Source organism: Paenibacillus sp. JJ-223 (assembly GCF_927798175.1).
GTDB classification, from domain to species: Bacteria; Bacillota; Bacilli; order Paenibacillales; family Paenibacillaceae; genus Paenibacillus; species Paenibacillus hubeiensis.
Genome location: NZ_CAKMMP010000014.1, coordinates 136,358 through 161,370, shown reverse-complemented (window position 1 = coordinate 161,370; position 25,013 = coordinate 136,358). Strand labels below are relative to the sequence as shown.

Genomic DNA, 25,013 nt, shown 5'->3' with positions numbered 1-25,013 from the left:
TTTGATGCATTTTTTGCATCCATATCGGTGAACGGACGTAAAAGATACATAGGCTGTAACCCGTGTGCCATTTGGCGAAACGGCTCGCGGACTGAAGGTTGCTGACGCAAATTAGGTTTCTTGGTCATTTATGATATAATGTTTTTTAATGTTAACAAATAAGCTGTATACATCACGGCTATTTAATCAATCTAGGAAAGCGGGGAGATTCTCGTGCTGCTTCCACAAATTAAACAACCGAGCGATCTCAAGTCGATGTCTGAGGATGACCTTGTATTATTATCGGCAGAGATTCGGCAGTTTCTGATCGAGAAGCTGTCTGTGACAGGGGGGCATCTTGCCCCGAATTTAGGAGTGGTTGAGCTCACGGTGGCCCTGCACTATTGCTACAACAGTCCGGTAGATAAAATGATATTCGATGTAGGGCATCAGGCATATGTTCACAAAATTCTTACGGGACGCATGGACCGTTTCGATACGTTACGGCAGCACAATGGATTGTGCGGATTCGTCAAGCGAAATGAAAGCGAACATGATGTCTGGGAAGCCGGCCACAGCAGCACTTCATTGTCGGCGGCTATGGGCATGGCCCTGGCACGCGACCTTAAGGGCGAGGACAATAAGGTGATTGCACTGATTGGTGACGGGGCATTAACAGGCGGCATGGCCTTTGAGGCGTTGAACCATATCGGTCACGAACAAAAGAAGCTGATGGTCATTCTGAATGATAACGAAATGTCTATTGCACCCAATGTAGGCGCAATGCATAAATATTTGAGCAAAATCCGCTCGGATCGTCATTACCTGAAGGCAAAGGACGACGTAGAAGGCATGCTGAAAAGGATCCCGGGTATCGGCGATCGTTTGGCCAAATCGGCAAGCTGGATCAAGGATAGTGTGAAATACATGATGGTTCCAGGCGTGCTGTTCGAGGAACTGGGCTTCAAGTATTTGGGGCCGATTGATGGACACGACATTCCCAAATTGATCGAGGCATTTAAGCAGGCTGACAACGTGGATGGTCCGGTGCTGGTCCATGTCCTTACAACCAAAGGAAAAGGATATCAGCCTGCAGAAGCGGATTCGCATAAGTGGCATGGCATCTCGCCATATAAAATTGAATCCGGCCAAGTACTTAAGGCCGTTGGCAAACCGATGTATACCGAAATCTTTGGGGAAACGCTGGTGGAGCTTGCCAAAAAGGATAAGCGAATCGTCGCGGTGACCCCGGCAATGCCAACCGGATCCGGACTTATTCCGTTCAGCAAGGCGTTTCCGGATCGCATGATCGACGTGGGGATCGCCGAGCAGCATGCGGCGACGATGTGCGCTGCGTTAGCCATGGAAGGGCTTAAGCCTGTATATGCGGTATATTCCACGTTTATGCAGCGTGCTTATGATCAGATCGTGCATGATATTTGCAGACATAACGCAAACGTCATTTTTGCCATTGACCGTGCCGGATTCGTCGGTCCGGACGGGGAAACGCACCAAGGCGTATACGATGTGGCGTTTATGCGCCATATCCCGAACATCGTGCTGATGATGCCGAAAGATGAAAACGAGCTGCGTCACATGATGAAGACGGCGCTTGATTATAACGATGGACCGATTGCATACCGCTATCCTAGAAACAATGTGGTTGGCGTTCCGATGGACGAACAGCTGATACCGATTCCGATCGGGACTTGGGAGCAATTGCGGCCTGCCGAAGGTTATGCGATCATTGCCTCGGGGTCGATGGTGCAGATCGCCGAAGAGGCAGCAGATATGGCGAAACGCGAAGGCATATCGTCAGGTGTCATCAACGCGCGTTTCCTGAAGCCGCTCGATGAGTCGATGCTGCGCGAGCTGGCGCTGCGTGGAACCAAGCTGATTGTTCTTGAAGAAGTATCACAGGCAGGAAGCATGGGGAGCGCTGTGCTTGAATTTTATGCAGAACAGGGTCTGCATGACATTCATGTACAGCTCATGGGCGTTCCGGATCGGTTCATCGAACATGGCAGCATTGACGAGCAGCGTGCGGAAGTGGGCTTAACGGCCCAAAATGTTTGCGCCGAGCTGCGAAGCATGGCAGCCCAGTCTTCGTACGGGATGTCAAGAACCCGCTTTCCTTCCTAGATTAAGGGAAGTCGTAAAATGTTTTTATAGACCTATATAAACCGGAAAAAGCATACACACATTAACGAAGAGGCAGAACCAATCTGGGGATAACAGCGATCGGAAGATGGTACTGCATTCGAAGTGGCCTAGTGTGATTGGTTTATTCGATTTCTATAGCATTGGATTAACTACAGGATAGGAGAAAGACATGTCACTCCCGAAAGAACGAATTGATGTTCTGCTGGTTGAGCAAGGCTTTTACGAGAGTCGCGAAAAGGCAAAAGCAGCCATCATGGCAGGACTGGTATATGCCAATAATGAACGGATCGAAAAAGCCGGCATGAAAATTCCGCGCGAAGCCGAACTCAAGGTGAAGGGTGCTGTGCATCCATACGTGGGACGTGGCGGACTGAAGCTTGAAAAAGCAATTCGCCATTTTGGACTCGACATGAATGGTCGTGTTATGTTGGATATCGGTTCTTCCACCGGTGGATTTACGGATTGTGCCCTTCAACATGGCGCATCGCATGTTTATGCCATCGATGTCGGTTACAACCAATTAGATTGGTCGCTAAGGAATGATGAGCGGGTTACCGTTATGGAGCGAACCAACTTCCGATACGTAACACCCGAGGATTTGACAGGTCCAGTGCCTGATTTCGCGAGCATTGACGTATCCTTTATTTCGCTGCAAATCATTTTGCCGCCGCTTATGGCCTTGTTGAAGCGTCCAGCCCATATCGTGGCTTTGATCAAGCCGCAATTCGAGGCCGGTCGGGAGAAGGTCGGTAAATCCGGCGTCGTTCGTGACTCGAAGGTCCATCAGGAAGTGTTGGAATCCATGCTTCGTTTCGCGAATGAGCTTGGACTTCGTCTTCAAGGCCTTACTTTTTCCCCGATTACCGGCGGAGAAGGGAATATCGAATTTCTTGCGCACTGGCGTCTGGAAGAACCGGATGCTCCACAACAAGAGAACGAACTGGCTCCATTTGATGCGTTGGCGCATCGGATCGCAATGGAAGCTGCGCATACTTTTAAGGGAAACTCATCATAGGATGGGTTTCTTTTCGCTGGAAAGGTGATGCTAAGAACAGGAAAATGTCTTCCGAACCTCGAATTAGTGGATGAGGTGAACGATGATGGAAGGGCAATATGACTCGATTGTGATCGGAGTGCTTGCCGTTTGCTTGATGCTGTGGCTGTTTTACGGCTGGCGAAGCTGGTTGAACCGTCCAATTCCTGTAAGTTTGTCAGGGCTTCCGTTAAATGAGGATATTCAGGATTCTCCTGCAATTGACTTGCTTGAAGCGGAAGGTTATGAAGTCATCGGGGGGAGAATGAAAATACCGCTTGCGTTTGAAGCCAACGAATCGGTCCTTTACAGCAGGCTGTTCATTGATTTCGTCGCCGAGCGGGAAGATGCGCGCTATTTGGTCAAAACGTCCCGTCGCAGACAGCCCGTTGAATTTTCGGGTCCTGCTTTGAGGGATCGTTTCCTGCATTACTTGCTTCTGTACCCAGGTTGTGATGGCCTGTTGTACGTAGATCTGGAAGAGGCAAGCGTGAAATTGATCCGTTTGCTTGATTATGACGAAGACGTGTATGATGGCGACGATCTTGACTAGGTCGTTGCTATAGGGATTATTCAAACTGGAGGCATGTATGAAGGGACAACGACATATTAAAATTCGTGAAATCATAAGCCAAAACGATATTGAAACACAGGATGATCTGGTGGAAGCGCTGCGTCAAGCAGGTTTTCAGGTCACTCAGGCAACCGTGTCCAGAGATATCAAGGAACTGCTGTTGATCAAAATTCCGATGGATGACGGGCGGTACAAGTATTCGCTTCCTACCGATCAGCGTTACAATCCGATTCAGAAGCTGAAGAGAGCGCTTGTGGACAATTTTCTTCACATTGACCACACGAACAATTTGGTGGTGATGAAGTGTTTGCCGGGAACCGCCAATTCGATTGCGGCCCTTCTGGATAACATAGAGTGGACAGAAGTAATGGGAACGATCTGCGGCGATGATACGATTCTCATCATTTGCCGGACAGAAGCCAATAGTGTCACCGTGATTGAACGCATCATGGGGTATATTTCCTGAGAAATAAATCCGAAATGATATTTGGCGAAATCACGAAATAAGCTTTCATTTATCGCTCGGGAAGGTCGTCCTGAGATGAGTCCGAAACAACAACTTGCAGAGTTTGGCATCCGGAGGTGCTTTGACAAATGTTGGTTACTTTATCGATTCGTAATCTGGCCGTGGTTGAAGAGGTGGATGTGGTATTTCACCCCGGATTTCACGTTCTTACAGGGGAAACTGGGGCCGGGAAATCGATTATCATCGATGCGCTCGGCATGATCGCCGGCGGGCGGAGTTCGGCTGACCTCATTCGTTATGGATGTGAAAAAGCCGAAATGGAGGCATTGTTCGAGCTGGAGTCGAACCACCCGGTGTGGGAAACGCTTGAGAAATTGGGCATTCAATGCGATCCGGAGGAACATCTCGTCATTCGACGAGAGTTGAACACACAAGGCAAGAGCACATCACGGATTAATGGACAACTTGTTAATCTGACCATGCTGCGCGAAGTGGGCGAGAAGCTGATCAATATTCATGGTCAGCATGAACATCAGAGCCTGCTTCGGGCAGAGAGTCATTTAGGTCTGCTGGATACATACGGAGCAGCAGTAATTGGGTCGGTCAAAGCCGAGTACCAACGGCGGTACAGTGAATTTGTGACAGCGGAAAAGGAACTGCGGGCACTTCAGGAATCCAGCCAGCGGGCATACCAGCTGCTCGATATGTACCGTTTTCAGTTAGAGGAAATTGCAGCGGCATCCTTGACAGAGGGTGAAGATGAATTGCTCAGCGAAGAACGGGTCAAACTATCCCACAGCGAGAAAATGATGGACACGGTCGCGGGTGCATATGAATTGCTGAGCGGCCAGCGCGGATTGGAAGCGGTCAGCATTGCGCTATCCCGTCTGGAAGATGTCTCAGGATATGATACCAAAGGCATCCAGCCGATCGTAGAGCAGTTGCAATCCGCCTATTATTTGCTTGAAGATGTTGCATTCCAACTTAGGGACTATCGTGACAAAATCGAATTCAATCCCGGCAGGCTGGAAGAAGTTGAACAAAGGCTAAACCTGATTACCGGTCTTAGAAGGAAATACGGAGATACCGTAGAACAAATTCTGAAATATTACGAGCAGATCAGTCACGAAACCGATCAGCTTGAAAATAAGGACGAACGTTTGGAGAAGCTTCGGGCAAAGCGGGATAAGCTGCTTCAACGGGTGCTCGAATCCGCCGAGGAGCTGAGCAAGGTTCGAAAGCAATGTGCGGAAGAACTGGCAACCCAAGTGGAAAGCGAGCTTAAGGATTTGCAAATGGAGCGGACGTCGTTACGGGTCCAAATTACGCCATTCGAAGATCCCAAAGGCATTGAGTGGAATGGGCGACGGATTCGCCTAACCCGCCAAGGCGCGGACAATGCAGAATTCCTCATTTCGCCGAATCCGGGAGAGCCGCTGCGGCCTCTTGGCAAAATTGCTTCAGGTGGAGAAATGTCGAGGATCATGCTGGCCATGAAGAGCATTTTTGCGCGCCACGATCGCATTCCCGTACTTATTTTTGACGAAGTGGATACGGGGGTCAGCGGAAGAGCGGCACAATCCATCGCCGAGAAATTATTCCGGCTCTCCTCGACATGCCAAGTGTTCTCGATTACGCATTTGCCTCAAGTAGCCTGCATGGCCGATCACCAGTATTTGATCGAAAAACACGTCATGGACGGACGCACAATGACTCAAGTGGAGTCACTATCCAATGAAGGGCGCGTCAAGGAAATGGCACGTATGCTCGGCGGCGTCGAAATTACCGAGAAAACGCTCCATCATGCACAGGAAATGCTCAATTTGGCGGAAGCCAAAAAAGGGGGAAACGAGCGGCTGGCGTAATGATTGACAGTAATAAAAGCCTGGGGGCAAGGTTATCTTATAGGTACGCAATTGGCGACCACCTTTCGTCAAGCGAAAGAAGCAAAGGGAGCGTGACAGCCATTGAAATCCCCCCTCAGGAAGAAATTTCTAGGTCTTTTATTTGCCTTCTTTCTATGTGTGATCAGCCAGGTGATTCAGCCTGTGCAAAATTTCGCTTCATTGCCTGACGAAGTGCAGGTTTTTGCGGGCAGGCGGGCGGATCTGCATTTTGCGGTACCTGCGACTTCCAGTGCAGTTGTAGATCGTCCGGACATTGTCGGTCTGGATGGTCAAGGGCAGAATCAAGCCGTGCACGTAACGAAGCAGCAACCATTGCATCTTCACCCTCAGCAGACGGGCCATGCCAGATTAACGCTGAAGCTGTGGGGCAAGATCCCGTTAAAAACGGTCGATGTAAACGTCATTCCCGATCTGCGCATCGTTCCCGGCGGCCAAACGATCGGCGTCAAAGTGAAGTCGGCGGGCATTCTTGTCGTAGGCCATCACCTTGTCCGATCCGGGCCAGACCAACGCTTTTCCCCGGGGGAAGAAGCAGGCATCAAGCTTGGTGACCTGATCACTCACATGGACGGGAAAAAGCTTGAAGGCGTTTCAGGAGTAGCCGAAGCTGTGGAACGTGCGGGCAAAAGCAAAAAAGGCATTGATGTAGTGCTGAAGCGTGGCGGGCAAACGGTCAAAACCAGACTTAATCCAGCTTATGACGCAGAAGATCAAGCCTGGAGACTGGGCCTGTATATTCGCGACTCAGCAGCAGGGGTAGGAACATTGACCTTTTATGCTCCCGATCAAGGCGTATACGGCGCTTTGGGACATGTCATTACCGACATGAATACGCAAACGTCTATCGTTGTTGGCAGTGGTCAAATTGTGCAATCGAACGTAACGTCAATCTCCAAAAGCGAATCGGGCGATCCGGGCGAGAAACGAGCTCATTTCCTAAAGGAAAGCAAAATTTTGGGCAATATCGAAAGAAACACGGCATTCGGCATTTTTGGTAAAATGTCGGCCAATCCTGAGCACAGCTTGTATTCCAAGGGCATTCCCGTGGCATTTTCCCATGAAGTCAAAGAAGGACCTGCCGAAATTTTAACGGTTGTTGATGGACAGCAGGTCGAACGTTTCTCCATAGATATCGTACATGTAGCCGATCAAAAAGTCCCTGCAACGAAAGGTCTTGTACTCAGAATTACCGATCCGAAGCTGATTCAGAAAACCGGGGGCATCGTTCAAGGGATGAGCGGTAGTCCGATCGTTCAAGATGGCAAACTTGTCGGAGCGGTTACCCATGTCTTTGTGAACGACCCCAAGTCCGGCTATGGCTGTTTCATCGAATGGATGCTTCAGGATGCCGGCGTCATGATGAATAAGGATGAAGCAAAAAATCTTAAGGCTGGATAACGGCCTTAAGATTTTTTTGTCGAACATTAACATAATATATCGCATGATGAAATAAAATATTTATTATAAATCAAGGGATAAAAAAAATAAAGAAAAATAATTTTCGACAGAAGGAATTTAATGTCCTGTGTCGAAAATTTATGTTGTAAGGAGATGTACGAACCAAAATGTTCACATTCAAAGGAGGATACCGTTTTGCAAAAAATCGAGGTGTTGCTTCCTGATGACAACCGTGAATTTACGAATTTGCTCGCTGAATATATATCGGAGCAGGAGGATATGGAAGTATCCGGCGTAGCATACAACGGCGAAGAGGTATTGCAAATGTTGGAGCAATCACGCAACGTCCCTGACGTATTGATCCTGGATATCATTATGCCGCATTTGGATGGACTTGGCGTTCTGGAGCGGTTGCGCAGCTTGAATCTTACGCCTCAGCCCAAAGTCATCATGCTGACGGCTTTCGGACAAGAGAACATCACGCAGCGCGCCGTGCAGCTCGGTGCTTCTTATTACATTTTGAAGCCGTTTGACATGGAAGTGCTTGCGAATCGGGTGCGTCAATTGGTGGGAACCCAAACTACAGTTTCTTCCAATTCCGGCAGCAGTTCATCTTCGTTCGTGAACAAGTCCAACGTGGTGCCCATGGGCAAACACAAAAATTTGGATGCAAGCATTACGTCCATCATACATGAAATCGGCGTTCCTGCGCATATTAAAGGATATCAGTATTTGCGCGAAGCGATTACGATGGTGTACAACAATATTGAAATTTTAGGTGCCATCACCAAAACACTCTATCCAGCCATTGCCGAAAAATTCAAAACGACCCCTTCCCGCGTGGAACGCGCCATCCGCCATGCGATTGAAGTCGCCTGGACACGCGGCAACATCGACTCGATCAGCCATTTGTTTGGTTACACCATCAACATCAGCAAGTCGAAGCCAACGAACAGCGAATTTATCGCGATGGTGGCCGACAAGCTGAGAATTGAGCATAAGGTGTCGTGAAAGGATCAGGAATAGAGGTAAGCCAGTCCATTTCAAACGTATTTTGACGTGCGGGCAAAAGCTAAATGCTGAAATCATAATATGAATTTTGTTTGTCGAGCATATCGCCGTTATTGGGATTTAAAAACCAATAAACGGCGATATTCTGTATAGATCAAATATGTCATGACATTAAGCTATGATGACCTTTACTGGGACCAGGTATAGCAGTACAGGTTTCATTCATCGCCAAATGCCATGCTTCGCGTACATAGCATGGCATTTGGCGGAATGTAATAGTGAATTCATCCTTTTGCTTATGGGAAGAATGTCAGCGAAGAAGCGATGGTACAGGTTTAAGCTGGATTTGATTTTTTAGTGCCTTTTCTTTCGCTAGTTGACTATAACTTATCCCTAAAAATAACCAAGTCGTTAAATAAGAAAATTCCGGAACGGAAATCATTAACGAAGCATAGACCACCAACAATATGATTTTAAGTCCATCGTTGAAATAGCTGCGCTGCAATTTGAAAACAGGATACAAAAAAAATAAAGAAAAAAGAATAAATCCGATTATGCCACTATTGACCATCAGGGTGGAAAAGAAATCGGTAGACCTTACATATCCAAATCCAATTCCATATAACTTATTCAGAAATGGCATTTGAGCAAAATAATCTAAATGCAGCATCATCGAGGAGGATCTTTCGTTGCCGGAAATGGAATCTAATTTATCAAACAGCAAAAATCCGAATATCGTCGTAATTCTTTTATAATTCAGGACTGCAACGATCGCGAAAAAATAGATTAACAGTTGGCAATACCGATCTTTGAGATGATAGCGAACAATTCTGTAAATGAAATAAAGTACGATTCCTAAAAAAGCGGTTGAAGAATTAGATAAAATGAGAGCGACTAACATCGGTATGTGAAGTAACGGTTTGCGTAAATGGACCGCAAATATCCATAAAGGCAATACGGTTAGCGCAAAAGTACTGGGTTCACTGGATAAGCTTTTCATTCTCAGCGAGCGAAATCCGAAAACATCCGTAAATTGATTGACACTTCCTAATTTCGGATTTCCGTGAATATCTAATGCAAATACCCTGTTGCTTAAAAAGTCTCCTGTCGTGCCGAACAATAAGTAGTAAAACCACTCATAAAATCCATAAATCAGAAACAGGGACGCTCCTACAAATATATATTTGTTCCAATCTGCTTTGTAAAAATACTTGGTGAAGAAGCAGATAATAGAAGCCGCGATCAGATAAATGGATTGAGTGAAAAGACTGGATCTTAAAAAGGTGCCTCCAAGCTCATTTACCAGAATAACATTATGTTTGAAATTATAATCGTAGCCATCATTTATTTTGAATAAAATGGTCAACTGCGCCAAGCCGTTCATCATGGTTAATATGTAAACAAAAATAATAAAATCTTTATAAAAGTTATTGGTTAATGGTCCAATTCCAATGATATTTCTTCTTTTAAAACTGATTGCGATAAGGAGAGTAAATACAAGAGATGCTAATGAAAGCAACAACCCAGGGGTCGTCCCGGGATTGGAAGGGATTAAGACCCAAGAATTTATAGGCAATACTATAGCCCATATTTTGAACAAGGTATCGAATGGTTTAGAATCGGACAATGTCATTAGTTTTTCATCCTCACTCACTTTGTATGATACATTATGTATCGTTTGCATTAAAAATATTAGAACATGTTTATGAACTTCTAGCAAGAGGCTATTTTACTCAGCTGCATCGGTTAGCAACAATGAAGTAACTTGTCATGTAAGGTCATAATATAAATTTTGTTCATTTTGATGGCTCTTTTGTGAAGTTTTTTTACATACATTTACCTTTGGTTAACATATTAGTAGAGCCTGAATGATACGATTGAACTACATACACATCTTATCTAGGCACAAAGAATGAATACACTTCATGAAGAGAGACGTCTTCCCATATTAAAGCCGGAGTTTGCCTGGATTTTAAGGATTTCATATCGCAGGGGAAGAGAAGGTGAACGGTATTTTTACGCAAATAGGTGAGATCGCTGAAGCCATTCCAACCGTAACGCCTGAGACCAGATGCGATACCGTCTATCAGCTTTTCAAGCAGAATGCCAAATTGGAAGGCGTTGCTGTCGTGGGGGCGAAGGGCAGCCCCGCATTAATGATGAGGACCCTTTTTTTTCAGCAAATCGGAACGCAATACGGCTATAATTTGTATATGGGCCGGGCGATTGGGCTTGTAATGAACAGTGAACCGTTGGTGGTGGATTATGCAGAACAGATTACGGACGTCAGCATTCAAGCGATGAACCGTAATGAAGAAGAGCTGTACGACCTAGTGCTGGTGACATCGGCCGGAGGTCTGATGGGAGCGGTCAGCATTCGGAGATTATTGCTGGCCGTTGCCGATATTCGTGCGGAAATGGCCATTTTCCTGAATCCACTCACAGGTTTGCCGGGCAACCGTATCATTGACGAGCGCCTTCAACAACTGCTTCGATTGGATGAGTTTAGCGTGCTGTATATCGACTTGGATCATTTTAAGTCGTACAACGACAGCTATGGCTTCAAAATGGGGGATCAGTTGATTCAGGCCACGGCCAATCTGTTACGGAAACATTTCATGTTTCCCGACACGTTTCTTGGGCATATCGGCGGTGACGACTTCATCACGATTTTACACCATCACAATTTTCGGGAAATTGGCGAGCAGGTGCTGGCAGGGTTCGAGCAGATGAAACGGGAATTTTACAATCCTGATGATCTAAGCAATGATTATGTGTTGGGAGAAGGCCGTTCGGGAACGCTCGGACGCATTCCGCTTGTTTCGGTGTCCATTGCCGTTGTGTCCAACATGCTGCGAAAATATGAGAAAATCGAAGACATCATCAGTGAAGCGACACGGATCAAAAAAATATGCAAATCCGTCTCGGGCAGCATGATGTGCGTAAATGAGGAGCGGGTAGAGCAGTAAGTCAAAACAAAGCGTATTTTTGGTTCAGGCCATGGCTGTCAGATACAGTGTATACAACCGCCAGTGGCCTTTTTTGAAGTAGAGCAGATGTTTAATTACATACCGGGAGTCGATTGTTCCGAAGAATCCCTTGATTTATTCAGGTTCCCTGTCTGTTTCATAGAAATTACAGGATATATGTTTTTGGTATAAAAAATGTGCGTGATTTGTCCATTGTTTTTTGATATGTTTCCCAGTAAACTAGAATTAGTGATAATGAGAATCGATATCATATAATCAGGCGAGCCTGAATGAAATAATGGAGGTAGCTTTCATGGAACAACAGTTGGAGTTATATGACGTTACGATTATCGGTGGAGGCCCTGCCGGGATGTATTCCGCTTTTTATAGCGGCATGCGCGATATGAAAACAAAACTGATTGAAGCCAGGGACCGTTTGGGCGGACGCATGCTGTTTTATCCAGAGAAGATGATCTGGGACGTTGGCGGGGTTACCCCTATTTTGTGTGAAAAACTGATCCAGCAGCTGGAGGAACAAGCGAGAACGTTTGAGCCTACCATTGTATTCGAACAGCAGATCGAAGGCTTCGAGCGCCAGCCCGACGGCACCATCATCTTGACAGCCGCAACGGGTGAAAAGCACTGGACGCGTACGGTCATCCTGGCGATCGGTTACGGTATATACAAAATGGCCAAACTCGAACTTGAAGGCGCTGATCGATACGAGGTTACGAATCTGCATTATACCGTGCAGGAATTGGAACCGTTCCGAGGCAAAAAAGTGTTGATTTCGGGAGGGGGGGACTCTGCCGTCGATTGGGCGAATGAGCTGGAGCCGCTGGCCGAGCAGGTAACGGTGGTGCATCGTCGTGACCGTTTTGGCGGATTGGAGCGGAATGTGCTGCGGATGCGAGAGTCTTCGGTCGACGTCAGAACACCTTTTGCCGTAGATAAGCTGCACAGCCAAAACGGTGAAACGATTGAACAAGTGACCATCTGCCATGTGGAGACTGGCGAGAGCGAGTTGCTTGATGTGGACGCAATCATTGTGAATCATGGCATGAAGAGCGATTTCGGACCGATCCGTGATTGGGGACTGGATCTTGGCGAGTGGCACGTAAGCGTTACCGAAAGACTGCAAACCAATATTCCAGGTGTATTTGCGGCAGGCGATTTCGTCGATTATGGCAGCAAGCTGCATCTCATCGCAGGTACATTTACGGATGCCGCATTGGCCGTAAACAGCGCCAAATTGTACATGGATCCTGATGCCGAAAAGGTAGCTTACGTGTCGTCCCACAATTCGCGCTTCAAAGAAAAAAACAAAGCGCTTGGCGTGGTTGAGGAATAATTCCCCCGCCTTTGCTTCAGCGATGATTCATGGCAGCTTCGGATTGATCCGAAGCTGCTTTTTTGGTGTGCCCGGAAGGCGGACGGAACAGGTTCGGCATGTTTGATCGGATTCGGGAAAGCGGGCTATAATAACATATAATGCAGCATCACACGCTCGTAAGCGAAAAATGAGCATTCTTTCAGGAAGAAGGGCAAGCTTGATGAATCATTTCCGTGACATCACTTCATCCGTCCGTCAATGGTATGGCCATTTAATGAATAAACGCATTCCCTATGCGAAAATATATCTCAAGTCGGCCGGTATGCTTCACCGGCTTCTCGTCGAAGGACGCCGCAAGCGTGCTGCTGCCAGACGCGCAGATCGCGATCAGCCACTCGCGGCTTTGATGGATTTGGCACTCGAGCCAGGGGATATCATATATACGCCAAGTTCCGAATCCACGTATTATGCAGGCCATATGGGCATTATAGGGCTGGACGGCAAAGTCTATCATGTACACCCGTACGGACCTGTCTTCGCGGACAGCATCGACGGATATTTGACCCGTTTTTACGAGGGTGACCGATTTATCGTATTTCGTTCCCGTTTGAGCCAGGCAGGGCAGAAGGCCGCCGAATGGGTGCAAACACACTACAAGCAAGTCAAGCATTACCGGCTGCAAACCAATTTGCTGAGCATCGAGCGTAACTATTGCTCCAAATTCGTGTACCAGGCCTATCGTTTCACGTCAGGAATCGACCTGTGGAGCCGCAAATTCGCCGGCAGCTTGACGCAGGGATACATTTATCCTTTCCGGATTGAACGTTCTCCAGACCTTGACGTGCTGGGGACATTTTATAAGTGAACGTGCAAGACCGGCACGCCTTTGTCGTCAAAGGAGTGTCGGTTTTTTTTCATATGCATGAAGAGGAAAACAGGAAAAAGCATCGAAACGTCGAATAGGATATGAGATAGACTTGTACAGCATGGAAGATGTTACATAGAGAACGAAGGTTTATTTTGGATGAGATCGAGAGATTATGATGACTAGAAAGAGTGAGTGCCAGATGAGATGGTTGCGCTTTCTACGCGGTTTCAAGGATAGCCAAAACGTAGTGAAGCTATCGGACTACACCCCCAAACGTGAAAGGAGGAACCATTGTTCGATCTGCAGCAATAAGGTCAAAGCGGTCGTACATTATGCGGGTCCACAAGGAAATGTGATTGGCGTATGCGCATCCTGCAAAAATTTGGCGGATCGGCGAGGTTTTTTTCCCATTTAAATGAAAAAGGAGCGTTCAGGAAATAACATGGTTTTGATTTATGGGCGCTTTTGTAGTACATTAGCAAATGTATTCGAAGGAGGATTCTAATGTACTCAGGTAGACAAGACGATACTTTATACATCATGACCTACACCTTAAATAGCGGTATCAAGGGTACGGTTCCATTGTCCAACAAACAGATTATGGAGTGGCTTGATTGCTACAAAAACGAGAAGCGCTTCGTGACCGAAATCGGCAAGGAATTTTTTGGGTTGAACGCAGGACTTGTGGCAGACTTCAAGGTTCAGAATCATCTATCCGATTATCAGCAAACCATAATGCCCACACAGCAGCAGGATAACATGGAACGCTTGTCCAGCGCTTATAAATCCAGCGAGATTTTGATGAAGATCGATTGCAAATGCGGTACGGCTTACGTAACGGAATCTCCATATAAGCGAACCAAGTGGTATTGCACCAAATGCAAGGAAATCGTATTTCTGGATGCCAAAAAAGGAATGGTCGAAACGTCCCGAGGCGACGCCTATTATATGACCAATAAATATTTCGTGACACGCGACTAAAAAAAGAACACCTGTTGCATCGCTGCAAAGCGGTGCTTTTTTGTGTATGGATATCGCGGAAATAGCGAAAGTGGACGCCTCACCATAATAAAAAAGCCCCGTAGGGCTTCATATTAGAAGAATGTAATGTAATAGTCCGAATCAAAATTAAAGCTGCAGGAGAGACCGGATTTATGGACAATCCACTTTATGAGGAGGAACAAAGCAGTGCCGGCAACGTGGCTCATAAGCCTCCGAATCGCCAATCATGACGACCGGTCCGAGCGTAACGGGTTCGCCATTGACAATGCGCTGCGTGAAGGCAGCATCCGGGCTGCCGCATACGGCGCAGAAGGCCGACAGTTTCTCGATATCATCCGCCATGGCCAACAAACCGCCGATATAACCGAACTCCTTGCCGCGGTAATCCATGTTAAGTCCGTCCACGATGACATGTTTGCCGCAGTAGGCAAGCTCGGAGACAAGCTCCATAATGGCGCTGCTAAAAAATTGAACCTCATCAAAGGCGACGACGTCGGCGTCCTTCGTTTGGGCAATAATTTGCTCAACGATCTCGGGCGTCAATTGACGGGGAATGGAATGGGCCGGCAATCGGTAACCGATCCGGCTTACGATTTCGTCTTGCGCAAAGCGATTGTCTTCAGCGGGTTTGTAAGCCACGACCGTTTTGCGGCCGAACTGGATCCATTTCTGACAACGGCGAATAAGCTCACCGGATTTTTCGCTGAACATGGGCCCTGTAATAACGGTAATACGTCCTGTTTGCACGTTGCTGCTGCTCCTCTCACCTATCTATTAGCTACCTGCTCAAAAAAAGCGACCATTACAGAGTACCACAAAAACTTGGGTCTAGGCCAGCACTATCATTACTTCTTTGTGTTACTATATGGAATGGTAAGCTGCTGGTCACGGCAGTTGATGATTCTGGAGTCCAAAGGAGATGAAGGGTACCGATGAACGATTCTTTACATGCCCTGGAGGAGAAATATGAACAACTGGTGCAGGAAGTTGATCTGGATGAACGGACGAGGGAGCTTGTCGCCGATTTGTTTGCCGAAGCCCGGCGGTTGCAGGCCAGCAACCAAACGCTGCGCCGCACGATGCTGAAAGCTTCCTCGAAAGAATCGCGCATGTCGTCCAAGCTGCGGGACGCATTATACGAATAACCCGGGGATCACTCCGGGTTACTTGCCGTTTCCGAATGCAGGCAATCATTATTTTCAGGTTCGTTCCACGCGCACATATCGATTCAATAAGGATTATACCTGAGCTTGGGCAAACGTTAAAGGCTTGCTATGCCCAGCCGGGTGATTCATGTGGAATGCCGCTGTTTTTCCGGGCCCGGATGAGCTGTTTTCGAACGAAAACGCGGACCTACATAGTTTCGTTTGCGATCCCTAAACAAAATCCAGCCCCCCAGAAAGCTCATGCCTGCTGCGAACAGGAGCAGCCCGCCGCCAAAGGAAAGCCAGTCAAACGCGGGGGAAACCTGATCGTTCCCATGATCGGCGTAATACAGAAACAAAGCGTCCTTCATCATCAGAAAGCCTTTCATCGCCATCAGGCCGGGGACGACCAGAACGAGAATGGCCAAGAAACGGGCAAAAACCAATTTTGTGTGGATCACCGTAACCTCCCGACCGTTAGAAATGGAGCAAAATAGGTTGTGTTTACAAGATATGCCTGTTTTCATCATAGCTTGGTTTACTTAAGCTGTCTATGCATAGACGGCGCGAAATTTTGAGTTCGCTGCTTTGGGAGAGTACAATGGAACCAAGGATAGCGTAAAACGTTGACAAAGGGGAAAAGATGAGATGCCAATTCATTGCGATGTTGCCATTCTTGGGGGAGGAACCGGAGGCTACGTTGCCGCCATTCGTGCCGCCCAGCTGGGGAAAAAGGTTGTCATTATCGAGAAGGACAGGCTGGGAGGAACATGCCTTCACCGGGGATGCATCCCAAGCAAAGCGCTGCTGAGAAGCGCGGAAGTCTACGCGGAAATTCAGGAAAGCGAGACATACGGAATTGAGACGACGGGCGCAACGCTGGTGTTTCCGAAGGTGCAGGCCCGGAAGGATGCCATCGTGGAGCAGCTGCACCAGGGCGTTCAATATTTGATGAAAAAAAACAAGATTGAGGTCGTACATGCGAACGGGCGCGTCATTGGTCCGTCGATCTTCTCGCCTCAAAGCGGAGCGGTGGCCATCGAGTTCGACGATGGCGAGATGGACACGGTTGTGCCGACAAACCTGATCATCGCCACAGGCTCACGGCCGCGCGTTATTCCCGGATTGGAACCCGACGGACGATACATTATGAGCAGCGACGAGGCGCTCCGCATGGACGAGCTTCCAGCTTCGCTGATCATCGTCGGCGGTGGAGTCATCGGACTGGAGTGGGCTTCCATGCTGAACGATTTCGGCGTGCAGGTGACGGTCGTTGAAGCGGCTTCGCATGTGCTTCCGGCAGAAGACGAAGATATCGCGAAGGAAATGCAGCGTCTGCTCGGCAAACGCGGGGTTCGTTTCCTGACGAAAGCGAAGGTGCTGACGGAAACGTACAAGTCCGGTCAGGACGGCATTCAAATCGAAGTGGAGTTATCCGGCGATAAACGCGAGGCGCTGAGCGCGGACAAGATGCTTGTATCCGTTGGCCGTCAGCCCAACGTGGAGAACATCGGCCTCGAAAATACGGATGTCAAGCTTGAGCGCGGCTTCATTGCCGTGAACAAAAACCTGCAGACAGGGGAAGGGCATATCTACGCGATCGGCGACGTGATCGGTGGTTTGCAGCTGGCGCATGCAGCCAGCCATGAGGGCATCCTGGCCGCTAACCATCTCGCCGGCGAAACGGTACACGCCGTAGAATCCCATCGTATTCCGCGCTGCGTATACACTCGTCCGGAGGCGGCGAGCATCGGATTTACCGAACGCGAAGCGAAGGAACGCGGCCACAGCGTCAAAACTGGCAAGTTTCCGTTTCAAGCCATCGGCAAATCGCTGGTCCATGGCAGCCGCGATGGATTTGTAAAGGTGATCGCGGATGCGGAAACGAACGATATTTTGGGCGTACATATGATCGGCACCCATGTGACGGAACTGATTGCCGAGGCTTCGCTCGCCCAGATGCTGGATGCTACGCCATGGGAAGTCGGGCAGACGATCCATCCGCATCCAAGCTTGTCGGAAATCATGGGCGAAGCGATGCTGGCGGTGGACGGAATAGCGATCGGCATGTAGGCTGAAGAGCCTCGAGAGAAAGGACCTTTCCTTTTTTGGGTAAAAGGGATTATAATAGGCTTAAGCCAAGTCTTAGTACCAGGTTATAAGATCGGGTTGTAAGACTGGCAGGGAGACCGCGACGAAATAAAGTACATTAAGCATTTCTTCGCGGCTCCTCAGGCTCTGAATTTAAAGGAGGTACCTCATAATGAGTTCACAAGGTACTGCAGGAGCAGTCCATCGGCACATTGAGCTGGGGCTTAGCGACGGAGAAGTGTTGGATATGTACAGAACGATGCTGCTTGCACGCAAGTTTGACGAACGATGCTTGCTGCTGCAGCGAGCCGGCAAAATCAACTTTCACGTATCAGGGATCGGTCAGGAGGCGGCGCAAGTAGGCGCAGCATTTGGCCTGGACCGCGATCACGATTATTACTTACCATATTACCGGGATTACGGCTTCGTATTGGCCGTAGGCATGACTCCGCGCGAACTGATGCTGTCCGCGTTTGCCAAAGCGGAAGATCCGAACAGCGGCGGACGGCAGATGCCGGGCCATTTCGGCCACAAAAAGCTGCGCATCGTAACGGGCTCCAGCCCGGTAACGACGCAGGTTCCCCATGCGGTGGGCATCGCCCTTGCCGCCAAGATGCAAAAGAAAGAGTTCGTTTCTTTCGTGACGTTCGGGGAAGGATCCAGCAATCAGGGAGATTTTCATGAAGGCGCGAACTTTGCGGGCGTGCACAAGCTGCCTGTCATTATCATGTGCGAGAACAACCAGTACGCCATCTCGGTGCCTGTGCACAAACAGCTGAGCGGCAAAGTATCCGATCGTGCGCTTGGTTATGGATTCCCGGGGCTGCGTGTGGACGGAAACGATGCGCTTGAGGTATACGCGGCGGTGAAGGAAGCGCGCAAACGTGCCATTGCCGGCGAAGGTCCGACTCTGATCGAAGCGATGATGTACCGTCTGTCGCCGCACTCTACCTCGGATAATGACCTTGCATACCGCACCAAGGAAGAAGTGGAAGAGAACTGGAAAAAGGACGGAGTCCTTCGCATGAGAAATTATTTGTTCGAATGCGGCATTTGGGATGAAGCCCAGGATGCGGATTTGGCATCCCAGCTCGCGCTGGAATTGAAAGAGGCGACCGAGTACGCGGACAACGCGCCATATCCGAAGCCTGAAGATACGCTGACGCATGTATATGCAGAAAGCAACGAAGGGGGACGGTAATCATGGCGATGATGGAATACATTGATGCGATCCGTCTGGCAATGAAGGAAGAGATGGAACGCGACGAGAACGTGTTTGTGCTTGGCGAGGACGTTGGCGTCAAAGGCGGGGTATTTACCACGACCAAAGGATTGCAGGACCAGTTCGGCGAAATGCGCGTCATGGACACGCCTCTCTCCGAATCGGCGATTGCAGGCGTAGCGATCGGGGCTGCCATGTACGGCATGAAGCCGATTGCGGAAATGCAATATTCGGACTTCATGCTTCCGGCAACCAACCAGATCATCAGCGAAGCGGCCAAAATCCGATACCGTTCCAACAACGATTGGAGCTGTCCGGTCGTGATCCGTGCGCCGATCGGCGGCGGTATCTTTGGCGGCCTTTACCACTCCCAATGTCCGGAATCGATCTTTTTTGGCACACCGGGCTTGAAAATCGTTGCGCCGTACTCGGCATATGACGCCAAGGGCCTGCTGAAGGCGGCTGTACGCGATCCGGATCCCGTCCTGTTTTTCGAGAACAAAAAATGTTACAAGCTGATCAAGGAAGATGTGCCTGACGACGATTACATCGTGCCGATCGGCAAAGCGAACGTACTGCGCGAAGGTGCCGACATTACCGTCATCGGGTACAGCCAGCCGCTGCATTTCGTGATGCAGGCTGCTGAAGAGCTTGAGCGTGAAGAGGGCATTACCGCGCACGTTCTCGACCTGCGCACGCTGCAGCCCCTCGACCGCGATGCGATCATTGCTTCCGCTCGTTTGACGGGCAAAGTGCTCATCGTGCATGAAGACAACAAAACCGGTGGGGTGGGAGCAGAGGTTGCGGCCATCATCAGCGAGGAATGCTTGTTCGATCTGGATGCGCCGATTCAACGCCTTTGCGGTCCGGACGTGCCGGCGATGCCGATCAGCCCGACGCTGGAAAAGTTCTACATGCTGAGCAAAGACAAGGCTAAGGAAGCGATGCGTGCATTGGCACAGTATTGATTGCTTTGACTATATGTTCGGGGACGGTTACAAGAGAGGAAGGATTGATATACATTCAATCCCGATGTTGCCCCGTTACGGCGTGCGTAACGTGATGGCAACGGCTTAGATACAAGCAAAGTTAGGAGTGATATCGAAATGGCTGAACGCATGAAATGGATCGAGGTCATTATGCCGCAGCTGGCGGAATCGCTGGTATCGGCGACGATTGCAAAATGGTTGAAAAAACCGGGCGATGCGGTCGAGCAGTACGAGCCGATCTGTGAAGTGATTACCGATAAAGTGAATGCCGAGATTCCGTCCACCGTGGATGGAATCATGGGCGATCACCTCGCTGAGGAAGGCGCTACGATTGCCGTTGGCGAAGCGATCTGCCATATGCAGGTCGCTGTTTCCGGGGAAGAGGCAGCGGAGCAAATTACCGAGAACCGCCAGCCGTCTTCTGCTGCGGCGGGATCGGCATCGCAAACGGGAACGGACGCCCGAACTGTCGTTAATGTCGGGGTGCCTGCTCATGATCCCGACCAGCCAATGCGCGGACGTTACTCGCCGGCAGTTCAAACATTGGCTGCAGAACATGGCGTGAATCTGCAGCATATTCACGGAACAGGCATGGGGGGGCGCATTACGCGCAAAGATGTTCTGTCCTACATCGCGCAGGGCGGAGCTGCATCTTCGCCCCCCGTTCAGCAGGTCGCCGCTCCTGAAGCAGCGGCGCATGCGACGGAGTCGGCAGCATCTCCGTTCAGCGGCATCAACCGCGGGCCGGTGGAGCCTTCCGCTGCCTCAACGCGCGAAGGAATTCCGGTGGCAGACGCGGGTGTGCCCGTCAGACATTCAGGCATTCATTTGACGGAAAGCCCGAAAATCCCGCAAATCGAGGTGGAAGGCGGCGGACAAGGACGTTCCGAGTACTTTATCGACGTGACGCCTGTCCGCAACGCCATTGCCCGCAATATGCGTCAAAGCGTATCCGAAATTCCGCATGCATGGACGATGATCGAGGTCGACGTAACCAATCTGGTCTTGCTGCGCAACAAGCTGAAGGATGAATTCAAGCGCAAGGAAGGCATTAACCTGACGTATCTGTCCTTCATGATGAAAGGCGTCGTCAACGCGATCAAGGACTATCCGATCATGAACTCGGTGTGGGCCGTGGACAAAATCATCGTGAAACGGGACATTAACCTGTCCATGGCGGTAGGTACGGAGGATTCGGTGCTGACACCTGTCATTAAACATGCCGATCAGCGGAATATTGCGGGACTGGCCCGGGAAATCGATGATTTGGCGCGCAAAACCCGTGAAGGCAAGCTGAAGCTGGACGATATGCAGGGAGGAACGTTCACGGTCAACAACACCGGCTCGTTCGGTTCGATCCTTTCCCAGCCGATCATCAATTATCCGCAGGCAGCCATTCTGACATTTGAATCCATCGTCAAGAAACCTGTGGTGATCAACGATATGATCGCGGTTCGTTCGATGGCCAACCTGTGCCTCTCGTTGGATCATCGGATTTTGGACGGCGTCATCTGCGGAAGATTCCTGCAGCGCGTCAAGGAGAATCTGGAAGGTTATAACATGGAAACGACAGTGTATTAACAGAATAGCAGGGTTATGGGAAAGTGTATGTGCCGGAGGCCGTGCACTTTTCCCGTTGTTTGTTGTTGGTTGATCCGTAACACATCAACATTGAAGCAGAAGGGTGAGGGGATATCATGCATAAGCCGCTGGATGTTGCATACATACCGATGCTTGAATATGAAGAAGCCTGGAACAGTCAAAAATCAATTGTACAGCAGTTGGATGAGGGAGAAGGGAACGAGCGGTTGCTGCTGCTTCAGCATCCACCGACGTATACGATCGGTTCGCAAAATCATCCCGAGCACCTGCTTCTCAGTCAAGAGCAGCTTCGGGAGCAGGGCATTTCATTGTTTCAGATTGATCGTGGCGGAGATATCACCTATCATGGGCCCGGACAGCTTGTGGGTTATCCGCTGATTGTTCTCGGCCGCGACGAGGACCTTGACCTGCACGGGTATTTGCGTAAGCTTGAACAGGTCATTATCGATTATCTGGCCGATCAGGGGGTCGAGGCCGGACGCAAGGAAGGCTACACGGGTGTATGGATCGGGGATTTGAAAATTGCCGCCATCGGCGTCAAATTCAATCGCTGCAAGCGTCGGCGCGGCTTCGTGACGAGTCACGGGTTTGCTTTCAACATCGCATCGGGGATCCAGCATGAAGGTTTCCAGGGAATTGTTCCTTGCGGCATCCAGCAATACGGAGTGACGTCGTTGGAAGATATTACGGGCAAAGCCTTTTCCGTGGAGTTGGTTGCCAAGGAGATCGTCTCCTATTTCAGCCGGCATTTTTCTTATGACATCCGTTGGGTAGACGAAAAAGAAGCCCTTCACCGCTAATGATTCAAACTGGTGCAAGGGCTAGGGGATTATCCGTAAAACAACGGTTCGAGCGCGATAAACAAAGTGGACCCCACCATCGCGATCAACATGATGTAAATGAAGATGCGAAACCATTTTTTATTTTGCATGATGCGAGGACTCCTTTCATCAAATAGTTATGCCGGACCCGTAAGAAAACGCCCACAATATATGTATTGTACCCTATCATTAAAGGAGAGAAAAGCCTTATGATCAAGCAACAGCGGATTGTCGAGCAGTTCATGGAACTGGTGCAAATCGATAGCGAAACGAAACACGAGCAAAATATCTCAACCGTCCTGAAAGAGCAGTTCGCCCGTTTGGGACTTCGCGTTTATGAAGACGATACGACGGCCAAAACCGGTCATGGAGCGGGAAATTTGGTCGTCACTTGGGAAGCTGAGGGAGCATCGGATGCTCCTGCAATTTTCTTTACATGCCATATGGACACGGTGACGCCGGGTAAGGGCATTACGCCTATACTGGGTGAGGATGGCTGGATTCGCAGCGATGGAACGACGATCCTGGGCGCGGACGACAAAGCGGGCATTGCCGCCCTGTTCGAAGCGATCCGCGTCATTCAGGAGAACAACCTTCCACACGGCAAAATCCAGTTTGTCATCACGGTCGGAGAAGAATCCGGCCTGGTTGGGGCGCGCGCAATGAACCCGCAAGATATCGATGCCGAGTTCGGTTATGCGCTCGATTCGAACGGCGCTGTAGGCACAATCTGCGTTGCTGCACCGGCCCGGGCCGAAATTCAGATGAATATTTACGGCAAATCCGCACACGCCGGGGTGAACCCAGAAGATGGCATCAGTGCCATTCAAGTGGCAGCCAAAGCGATTGCGGCGATGAAGCTTGGCCGGATCGACGATGAAACAACGGCGAACATCGGCAAATTCCAAGGCGGTTCGGCGCTGAACGTCGTCTGCGATTTCGTGCAGATCGAAGCGGAAGCACGCAGCATCGTTCAGGAGAAAGTAGAGCAGCAAGTTGCAAAGATGCGGGAAGCGCTCGAAACAACCTGCGACAAATTTGGTGCCAGAGCCGAATTCCACAGCGAAATATTGTATCCTGCATTTGGATTCCAGGATGATCATGAGGTGGTGCAGCTTGCACAGCGAGCCATTCGCGGCCTTGGGCTGGAGACGTCGACGTTTATGTCCGGCGGCGGCAGCGATGCCAACATCTTCAACGGCTTTAACATTCCGACGGTGAACTTGGCCGTAGGTTACGAAGAAATTCATACAACCAATGAGCGCATTCGGGCCGAGGATCTCGCCAAGCTGGCGGAAGTCGTCGTGGCCATCGTGCAGGAAACGGCTGCCGTCCGGAAATGATTGCAGCAGCCTCCGGTTAAGCAATAGCGTGGATTCGGCATTATGCATGGCACGCCACCGTCAACCGGAAGCGGCTTGGCTGAAACCAGGTGCGCTCCACAAGTTGAATAAAGTCCGAATCCGGCGCAAGCCGATTCGGACTTTTTGCAAAAACGCAAACAAGCGATTGAACATGCAGAAGGGTTGGATTGAATCGGCCGCCATGCTGAAATACTGAAATAAAGGGGCGTTATTTCCGCCCTGCGATCAGGTCTGCAACACGGGCATCCGGTCCCCATTCGTTAAGCCACTGTTTAAGGATCAGTTTTACTTGCCGGGCCTGTCCTACCAAATGCACGGATTGTTTGGTGTAATAACTGTTCATCGGTTGTCCCCCTGATTGGTTATCTTTATGACCGGGTGTGGTATAAAATCACCATATGCCAAAACAGGAAGGTTTATACCGCACGAACACGTTGAAATTCAAACTCGTAGAACGGAGCTGAACTAAGTCATGAACAACGCAAACACGTCGCAAGCGAATATTTCCGCCAAATCGTCCAACCCGAAGCTGGATGAAAAAACGATCTCCACGGAGCAGATGTTCGAGGGGAGAGTGATTTCCCTCCAAATCGACACGGTGGAACTGCCTAACGGTCAGAGGGCGACCCGGGAAGTCGTTCGCCATCCCGGAGCCGTTGCCGTTCTCGCCTTGAGGGGCGATAAAATGCTGGTCGTCGACCAGTACCGGCAAGCACTGGGCCGGACGGAAGTGGAAATTCCCGCTGGAAAGCTGGATCCGGGCGAAGCGCCGGAAGTGGCAGCGGCACGCGAACTGCGCGAAGAAACCGGATATGCGGCCAAATCGCTGCGCCATCTGCGTTCCTTCTACACTTCCCCCGGTTTTGCGGACGAAATCATTCATCTTTATCTGGCCGAGGACCTGGAAGTAGGCGAGATGGAGCCGGACGAAGACGAATTTCTGGAAGTGTCCGAAATCACGTTGGATGAGGCTTATGCGTTAATGGACCAAAACCGGATCAGCGACGCCAAAACGATGCTGGCCGTGTATGCATGGGATCTGTACCGGGCCACGGGGCGGTTCTGACCATGGGGAA

The 25,013-nt window shown here is 49.6% G+C and carries 25 protein-coding genes; 20 read left to right on the top strand and 5 right to left on the bottom strand.

What is annotated here, in order from left to right:
- Nucleotides 1-213 precede the first annotated feature (213 nt).
- From dxs to spo0A, 7 genes are all read left to right on the top strand, one after another.
- Nucleotides 214-2,121 carry a 1-deoxy-D-xylulose-5-phosphate synthase gene (dxs, locus tag L6H98_RS23140; RefSeq protein ID WP_236419955.1) on the top strand — a complete coding sequence of 636 codons (1,908 nt, stop codon included), beginning with the start codon at nt 214-216 and terminating at the stop codon, nt 2,119-2,121.
- Nucleotides 2,122-2,311: 190 nt separating this feature from the next.
- Entirely contained in the window at nt 2,312-3,157 is an 846-nt protein-coding gene (locus tag L6H98_RS23135; RefSeq protein ID WP_236419953.1) for a TlyA family RNA methyltransferase, read from the top strand.
- 82 nt (nt 3,158-3,239) lie between these two features.
- The gene (locus L6H98_RS23130; RefSeq protein WP_236419951.1) at nt 3,240-3,728 is read left to right on the top strand and encodes a hypothetical protein; all 489 of its coding nucleotides are present in this window, start codon (nt 3,240-3,242) and stop codon (nt 3,726-3,728) included.
- 37 nt (nt 3,729-3,765) lie between these two features.
- A complete protein-coding gene (argR, locus tag L6H98_RS23125; protein ID WP_236419949.1) occupies nt 3,766-4,215 on the top strand; it encodes a transcriptional regulator ArgR in 450 nt (149 codons plus the stop codon).
- A 128-nt stretch (nt 4,216-4,343) separates the two neighbouring features.
- On the top strand, nt 4,344-6,080 hold the full coding sequence (gene recN, locus L6H98_RS23120) for a DNA repair protein RecN (RefSeq protein WP_236419947.1): 1,737 nt from the start codon (nt 4,344-4,346) through the stop codon (nt 6,078-6,080).
- A 102-nt stretch (nt 6,081-6,182) separates the two neighbouring features.
- Nucleotides 6,183-7,520, top strand: coding sequence for a SpoIVB peptidase (gene spoIVB, locus L6H98_RS23115; protein ID WP_236419945.1), 1,338 nt, complete (start codon nt 6,183-6,185; stop codon nt 7,518-7,520).
- Between the two features lie 195 nt (nt 7,521-7,715).
- Nucleotides 7,716-8,531 carry a sporulation transcription factor Spo0A gene (gene spo0A, locus L6H98_RS23110; RefSeq protein ID WP_236419943.1) on the top strand — a complete coding sequence of 272 codons (816 nt, stop codon included), beginning with the start codon at nt 7,716-7,718 and terminating at the stop codon, nt 8,529-8,531.
- 310 nt (nt 8,532-8,841) lie between these two features.
- On the opposite strand, the gene L6H98_RS23105 is transcribed toward spo0A, so the two are convergent.
- The gene (locus L6H98_RS23105) at nt 8,842-10,164 is read right to left on the bottom strand and encodes a hypothetical protein (protein ID WP_236419941.1); all 1,323 of its coding nucleotides are present in this window, start codon (nt 10,162-10,164) and stop codon (nt 8,842-8,844) included.
- Nucleotides 10,165-10,534: 370 nt separating this feature from the next.
- Here L6H98_RS23105 and L6H98_RS23100 point away from each other — a divergent pair, with 370 nt between their 5' ends.
- The 4 genes from L6H98_RS23100 to L6H98_RS23085 all read left to right on the top strand — a co-directional run bounded on the left by L6H98_RS23100 (nt 10,535) and on the right by L6H98_RS23085 (nt 14,682).
- Nucleotides 10,535-11,500, top strand: a complete 966-nt coding sequence (locus tag L6H98_RS23100; RefSeq protein WP_236419939.1) for a GGDEF domain-containing protein — start codon at nt 10,535-10,537, stop codon at nt 11,498-11,500.
- A gap of 313 nt (nt 11,501-11,813) precedes the next feature.
- Nucleotides 11,814-12,851 (top strand): NAD(P)/FAD-dependent oxidoreductase, encoded by a 1,038-nt coding sequence (locus L6H98_RS23095; RefSeq protein ID WP_236419937.1) that lies wholly within the window; start codon nt 11,814-11,816, stop codon nt 12,849-12,851.
- A gap of 202 nt (nt 12,852-13,053) precedes the next feature.
- A complete protein-coding gene (locus tag L6H98_RS23090) occupies nt 13,054-13,698 on the top strand; it encodes a hypothetical protein (RefSeq protein ID WP_236419936.1) in 645 nt (214 codons plus the stop codon).
- 507 nt (nt 13,699-14,205) lie between these two features.
- Nucleotides 14,206-14,682, top strand: coding sequence for a hypothetical protein (locus L6H98_RS23085; RefSeq protein ID WP_236419934.1), 477 nt, complete (start codon nt 14,206-14,208; stop codon nt 14,680-14,682).
- 171 nt (nt 14,683-14,853) lie between these two features.
- Here L6H98_RS23085 and L6H98_RS23080 read toward each other — a convergent pair whose 3' ends face one another.
- Complete coding sequence (locus L6H98_RS23080) at nt 14,854-15,450, bottom strand: thymidine kinase (protein WP_236419932.1); 597 nt, start codon at nt 15,448-15,450, stop codon at nt 14,854-14,856.
- 185 nt (nt 15,451-15,635) lie between these two features.
- Between L6H98_RS23080 and L6H98_RS23075 the strand changes: the two genes are divergently transcribed.
- Entirely contained in the window at nt 15,636-15,848 is a 213-nt protein-coding gene (locus L6H98_RS23075; protein WP_236419930.1) for a hypothetical protein, read from the top strand.
- Between the two features lie 146 nt (nt 15,849-15,994).
- Here the strand turns inward: L6H98_RS23075 and L6H98_RS23070 are convergent, their stop codons facing one another.
- Nucleotides 15,995-16,309, bottom strand: a complete 315-nt coding sequence (locus tag L6H98_RS23070) for a DUF2627 domain-containing protein (RefSeq protein WP_290371483.1) — start codon at nt 16,307-16,309, stop codon at nt 15,995-15,997.
- A gap of 187 nt (nt 16,310-16,496) precedes the next feature.
- Here L6H98_RS23070 and lpdA point away from each other — a divergent pair, with 187 nt between their 5' ends.
- The 5 genes from lpdA (at nt 16,497) to lipB (ending at nt 22,552) form a co-directional block, all read left to right on the top strand.
- The gene (gene lpdA / locus L6H98_RS23065) at nt 16,497-17,921 is read left to right on the top strand and encodes a dihydrolipoyl dehydrogenase (RefSeq protein WP_236419928.1); all 1,425 of its coding nucleotides are present in this window, start codon (nt 16,497-16,499) and stop codon (nt 17,919-17,921) included.
- Nucleotides 17,922-18,111: 190 nt separating this feature from the next.
- The gene (locus L6H98_RS23060) at nt 18,112-19,140 is read left to right on the top strand and encodes a thiamine pyrophosphate-dependent dehydrogenase E1 component subunit alpha (RefSeq protein WP_236419926.1); all 1,029 of its coding nucleotides are present in this window, start codon (nt 18,112-18,114) and stop codon (nt 19,138-19,140) included.
- 2 nt (nt 19,141-19,142) lie between these two features.
- On the top strand, nt 19,143-20,129 hold the full coding sequence (locus L6H98_RS23055; protein ID WP_236419924.1) for an alpha-ketoacid dehydrogenase subunit beta: 987 nt from the start codon (nt 19,143-19,145) through the stop codon (nt 20,127-20,129).
- Nucleotides 20,130-20,267: 138 nt separating this feature from the next.
- Nucleotides 20,268-21,731, top strand: a complete 1,464-nt coding sequence (locus tag L6H98_RS23050) for a dihydrolipoamide acetyltransferase family protein (protein WP_236419923.1) — start codon at nt 20,268-20,270, stop codon at nt 21,729-21,731.
- 116 nt (nt 21,732-21,847) lie between these two features.
- Nucleotides 21,848-22,552 (top strand): lipoyl(octanoyl) transferase LipB, encoded by a 705-nt coding sequence (lipB, locus tag L6H98_RS23045; protein WP_236419921.1) that lies wholly within the window; start codon nt 21,848-21,850, stop codon nt 22,550-22,552.
- Nucleotides 22,553-22,581: 29 nt separating this feature from the next.
- Here the strand turns inward: lipB and prli42 are convergent, their stop codons facing one another.
- On the bottom strand, nt 22,582-22,683 hold the full coding sequence (prli42, locus tag L6H98_RS23040; protein ID WP_236419919.1) for a stressosome-associated protein Prli42: 102 nt from the start codon (nt 22,681-22,683) through the stop codon (nt 22,582-22,584).
- Nucleotides 22,684-22,782: 99 nt separating this feature from the next.
- Here prli42 and L6H98_RS23035 point away from each other — a divergent pair, with 99 nt between their 5' ends.
- Both L6H98_RS23035 and L6H98_RS23030 read left to right on the top strand, forming a co-directional pair.
- Nucleotides 22,783-23,916 carry a tripeptidase T gene (locus tag L6H98_RS23035; protein ID WP_236419916.1) on the top strand — a complete coding sequence of 378 codons (1,134 nt, stop codon included), beginning with the start codon at nt 22,783-22,785 and terminating at the stop codon, nt 23,914-23,916.
- 46 nt (nt 23,917-23,962) lie between these two features.
- The gene (locus tag L6H98_RS23030) at nt 23,963-24,133 is read left to right on the top strand and encodes a hypothetical protein (RefSeq protein ID WP_236419914.1); all 171 of its coding nucleotides are present in this window, start codon (nt 23,963-23,965) and stop codon (nt 24,131-24,133) included.
- A 12-nt stretch (nt 24,134-24,145) separates the two neighbouring features.
- Here L6H98_RS23030 and mciZ read toward each other — a convergent pair whose 3' ends face one another.
- Nucleotides 24,146-24,280, bottom strand: a complete 135-nt coding sequence (gene mciZ, locus L6H98_RS23025) for a Z-ring formation inhibitor MciZ (RefSeq protein WP_236419912.1) — start codon at nt 24,278-24,280, stop codon at nt 24,146-24,148.
- 129 nt (nt 24,281-24,409) lie between these two features.
- Here mciZ and L6H98_RS23020 point away from each other — a divergent pair, with 129 nt between their 5' ends.
- Complete coding sequence (locus tag L6H98_RS23020; RefSeq protein ID WP_236419911.1) at nt 24,410-25,003, top strand: NUDIX hydrolase; 594 nt, start codon at nt 24,410-24,412, stop codon at nt 25,001-25,003.
- Nucleotides 25,004-25,013 lie beyond the last annotated feature (10 nt).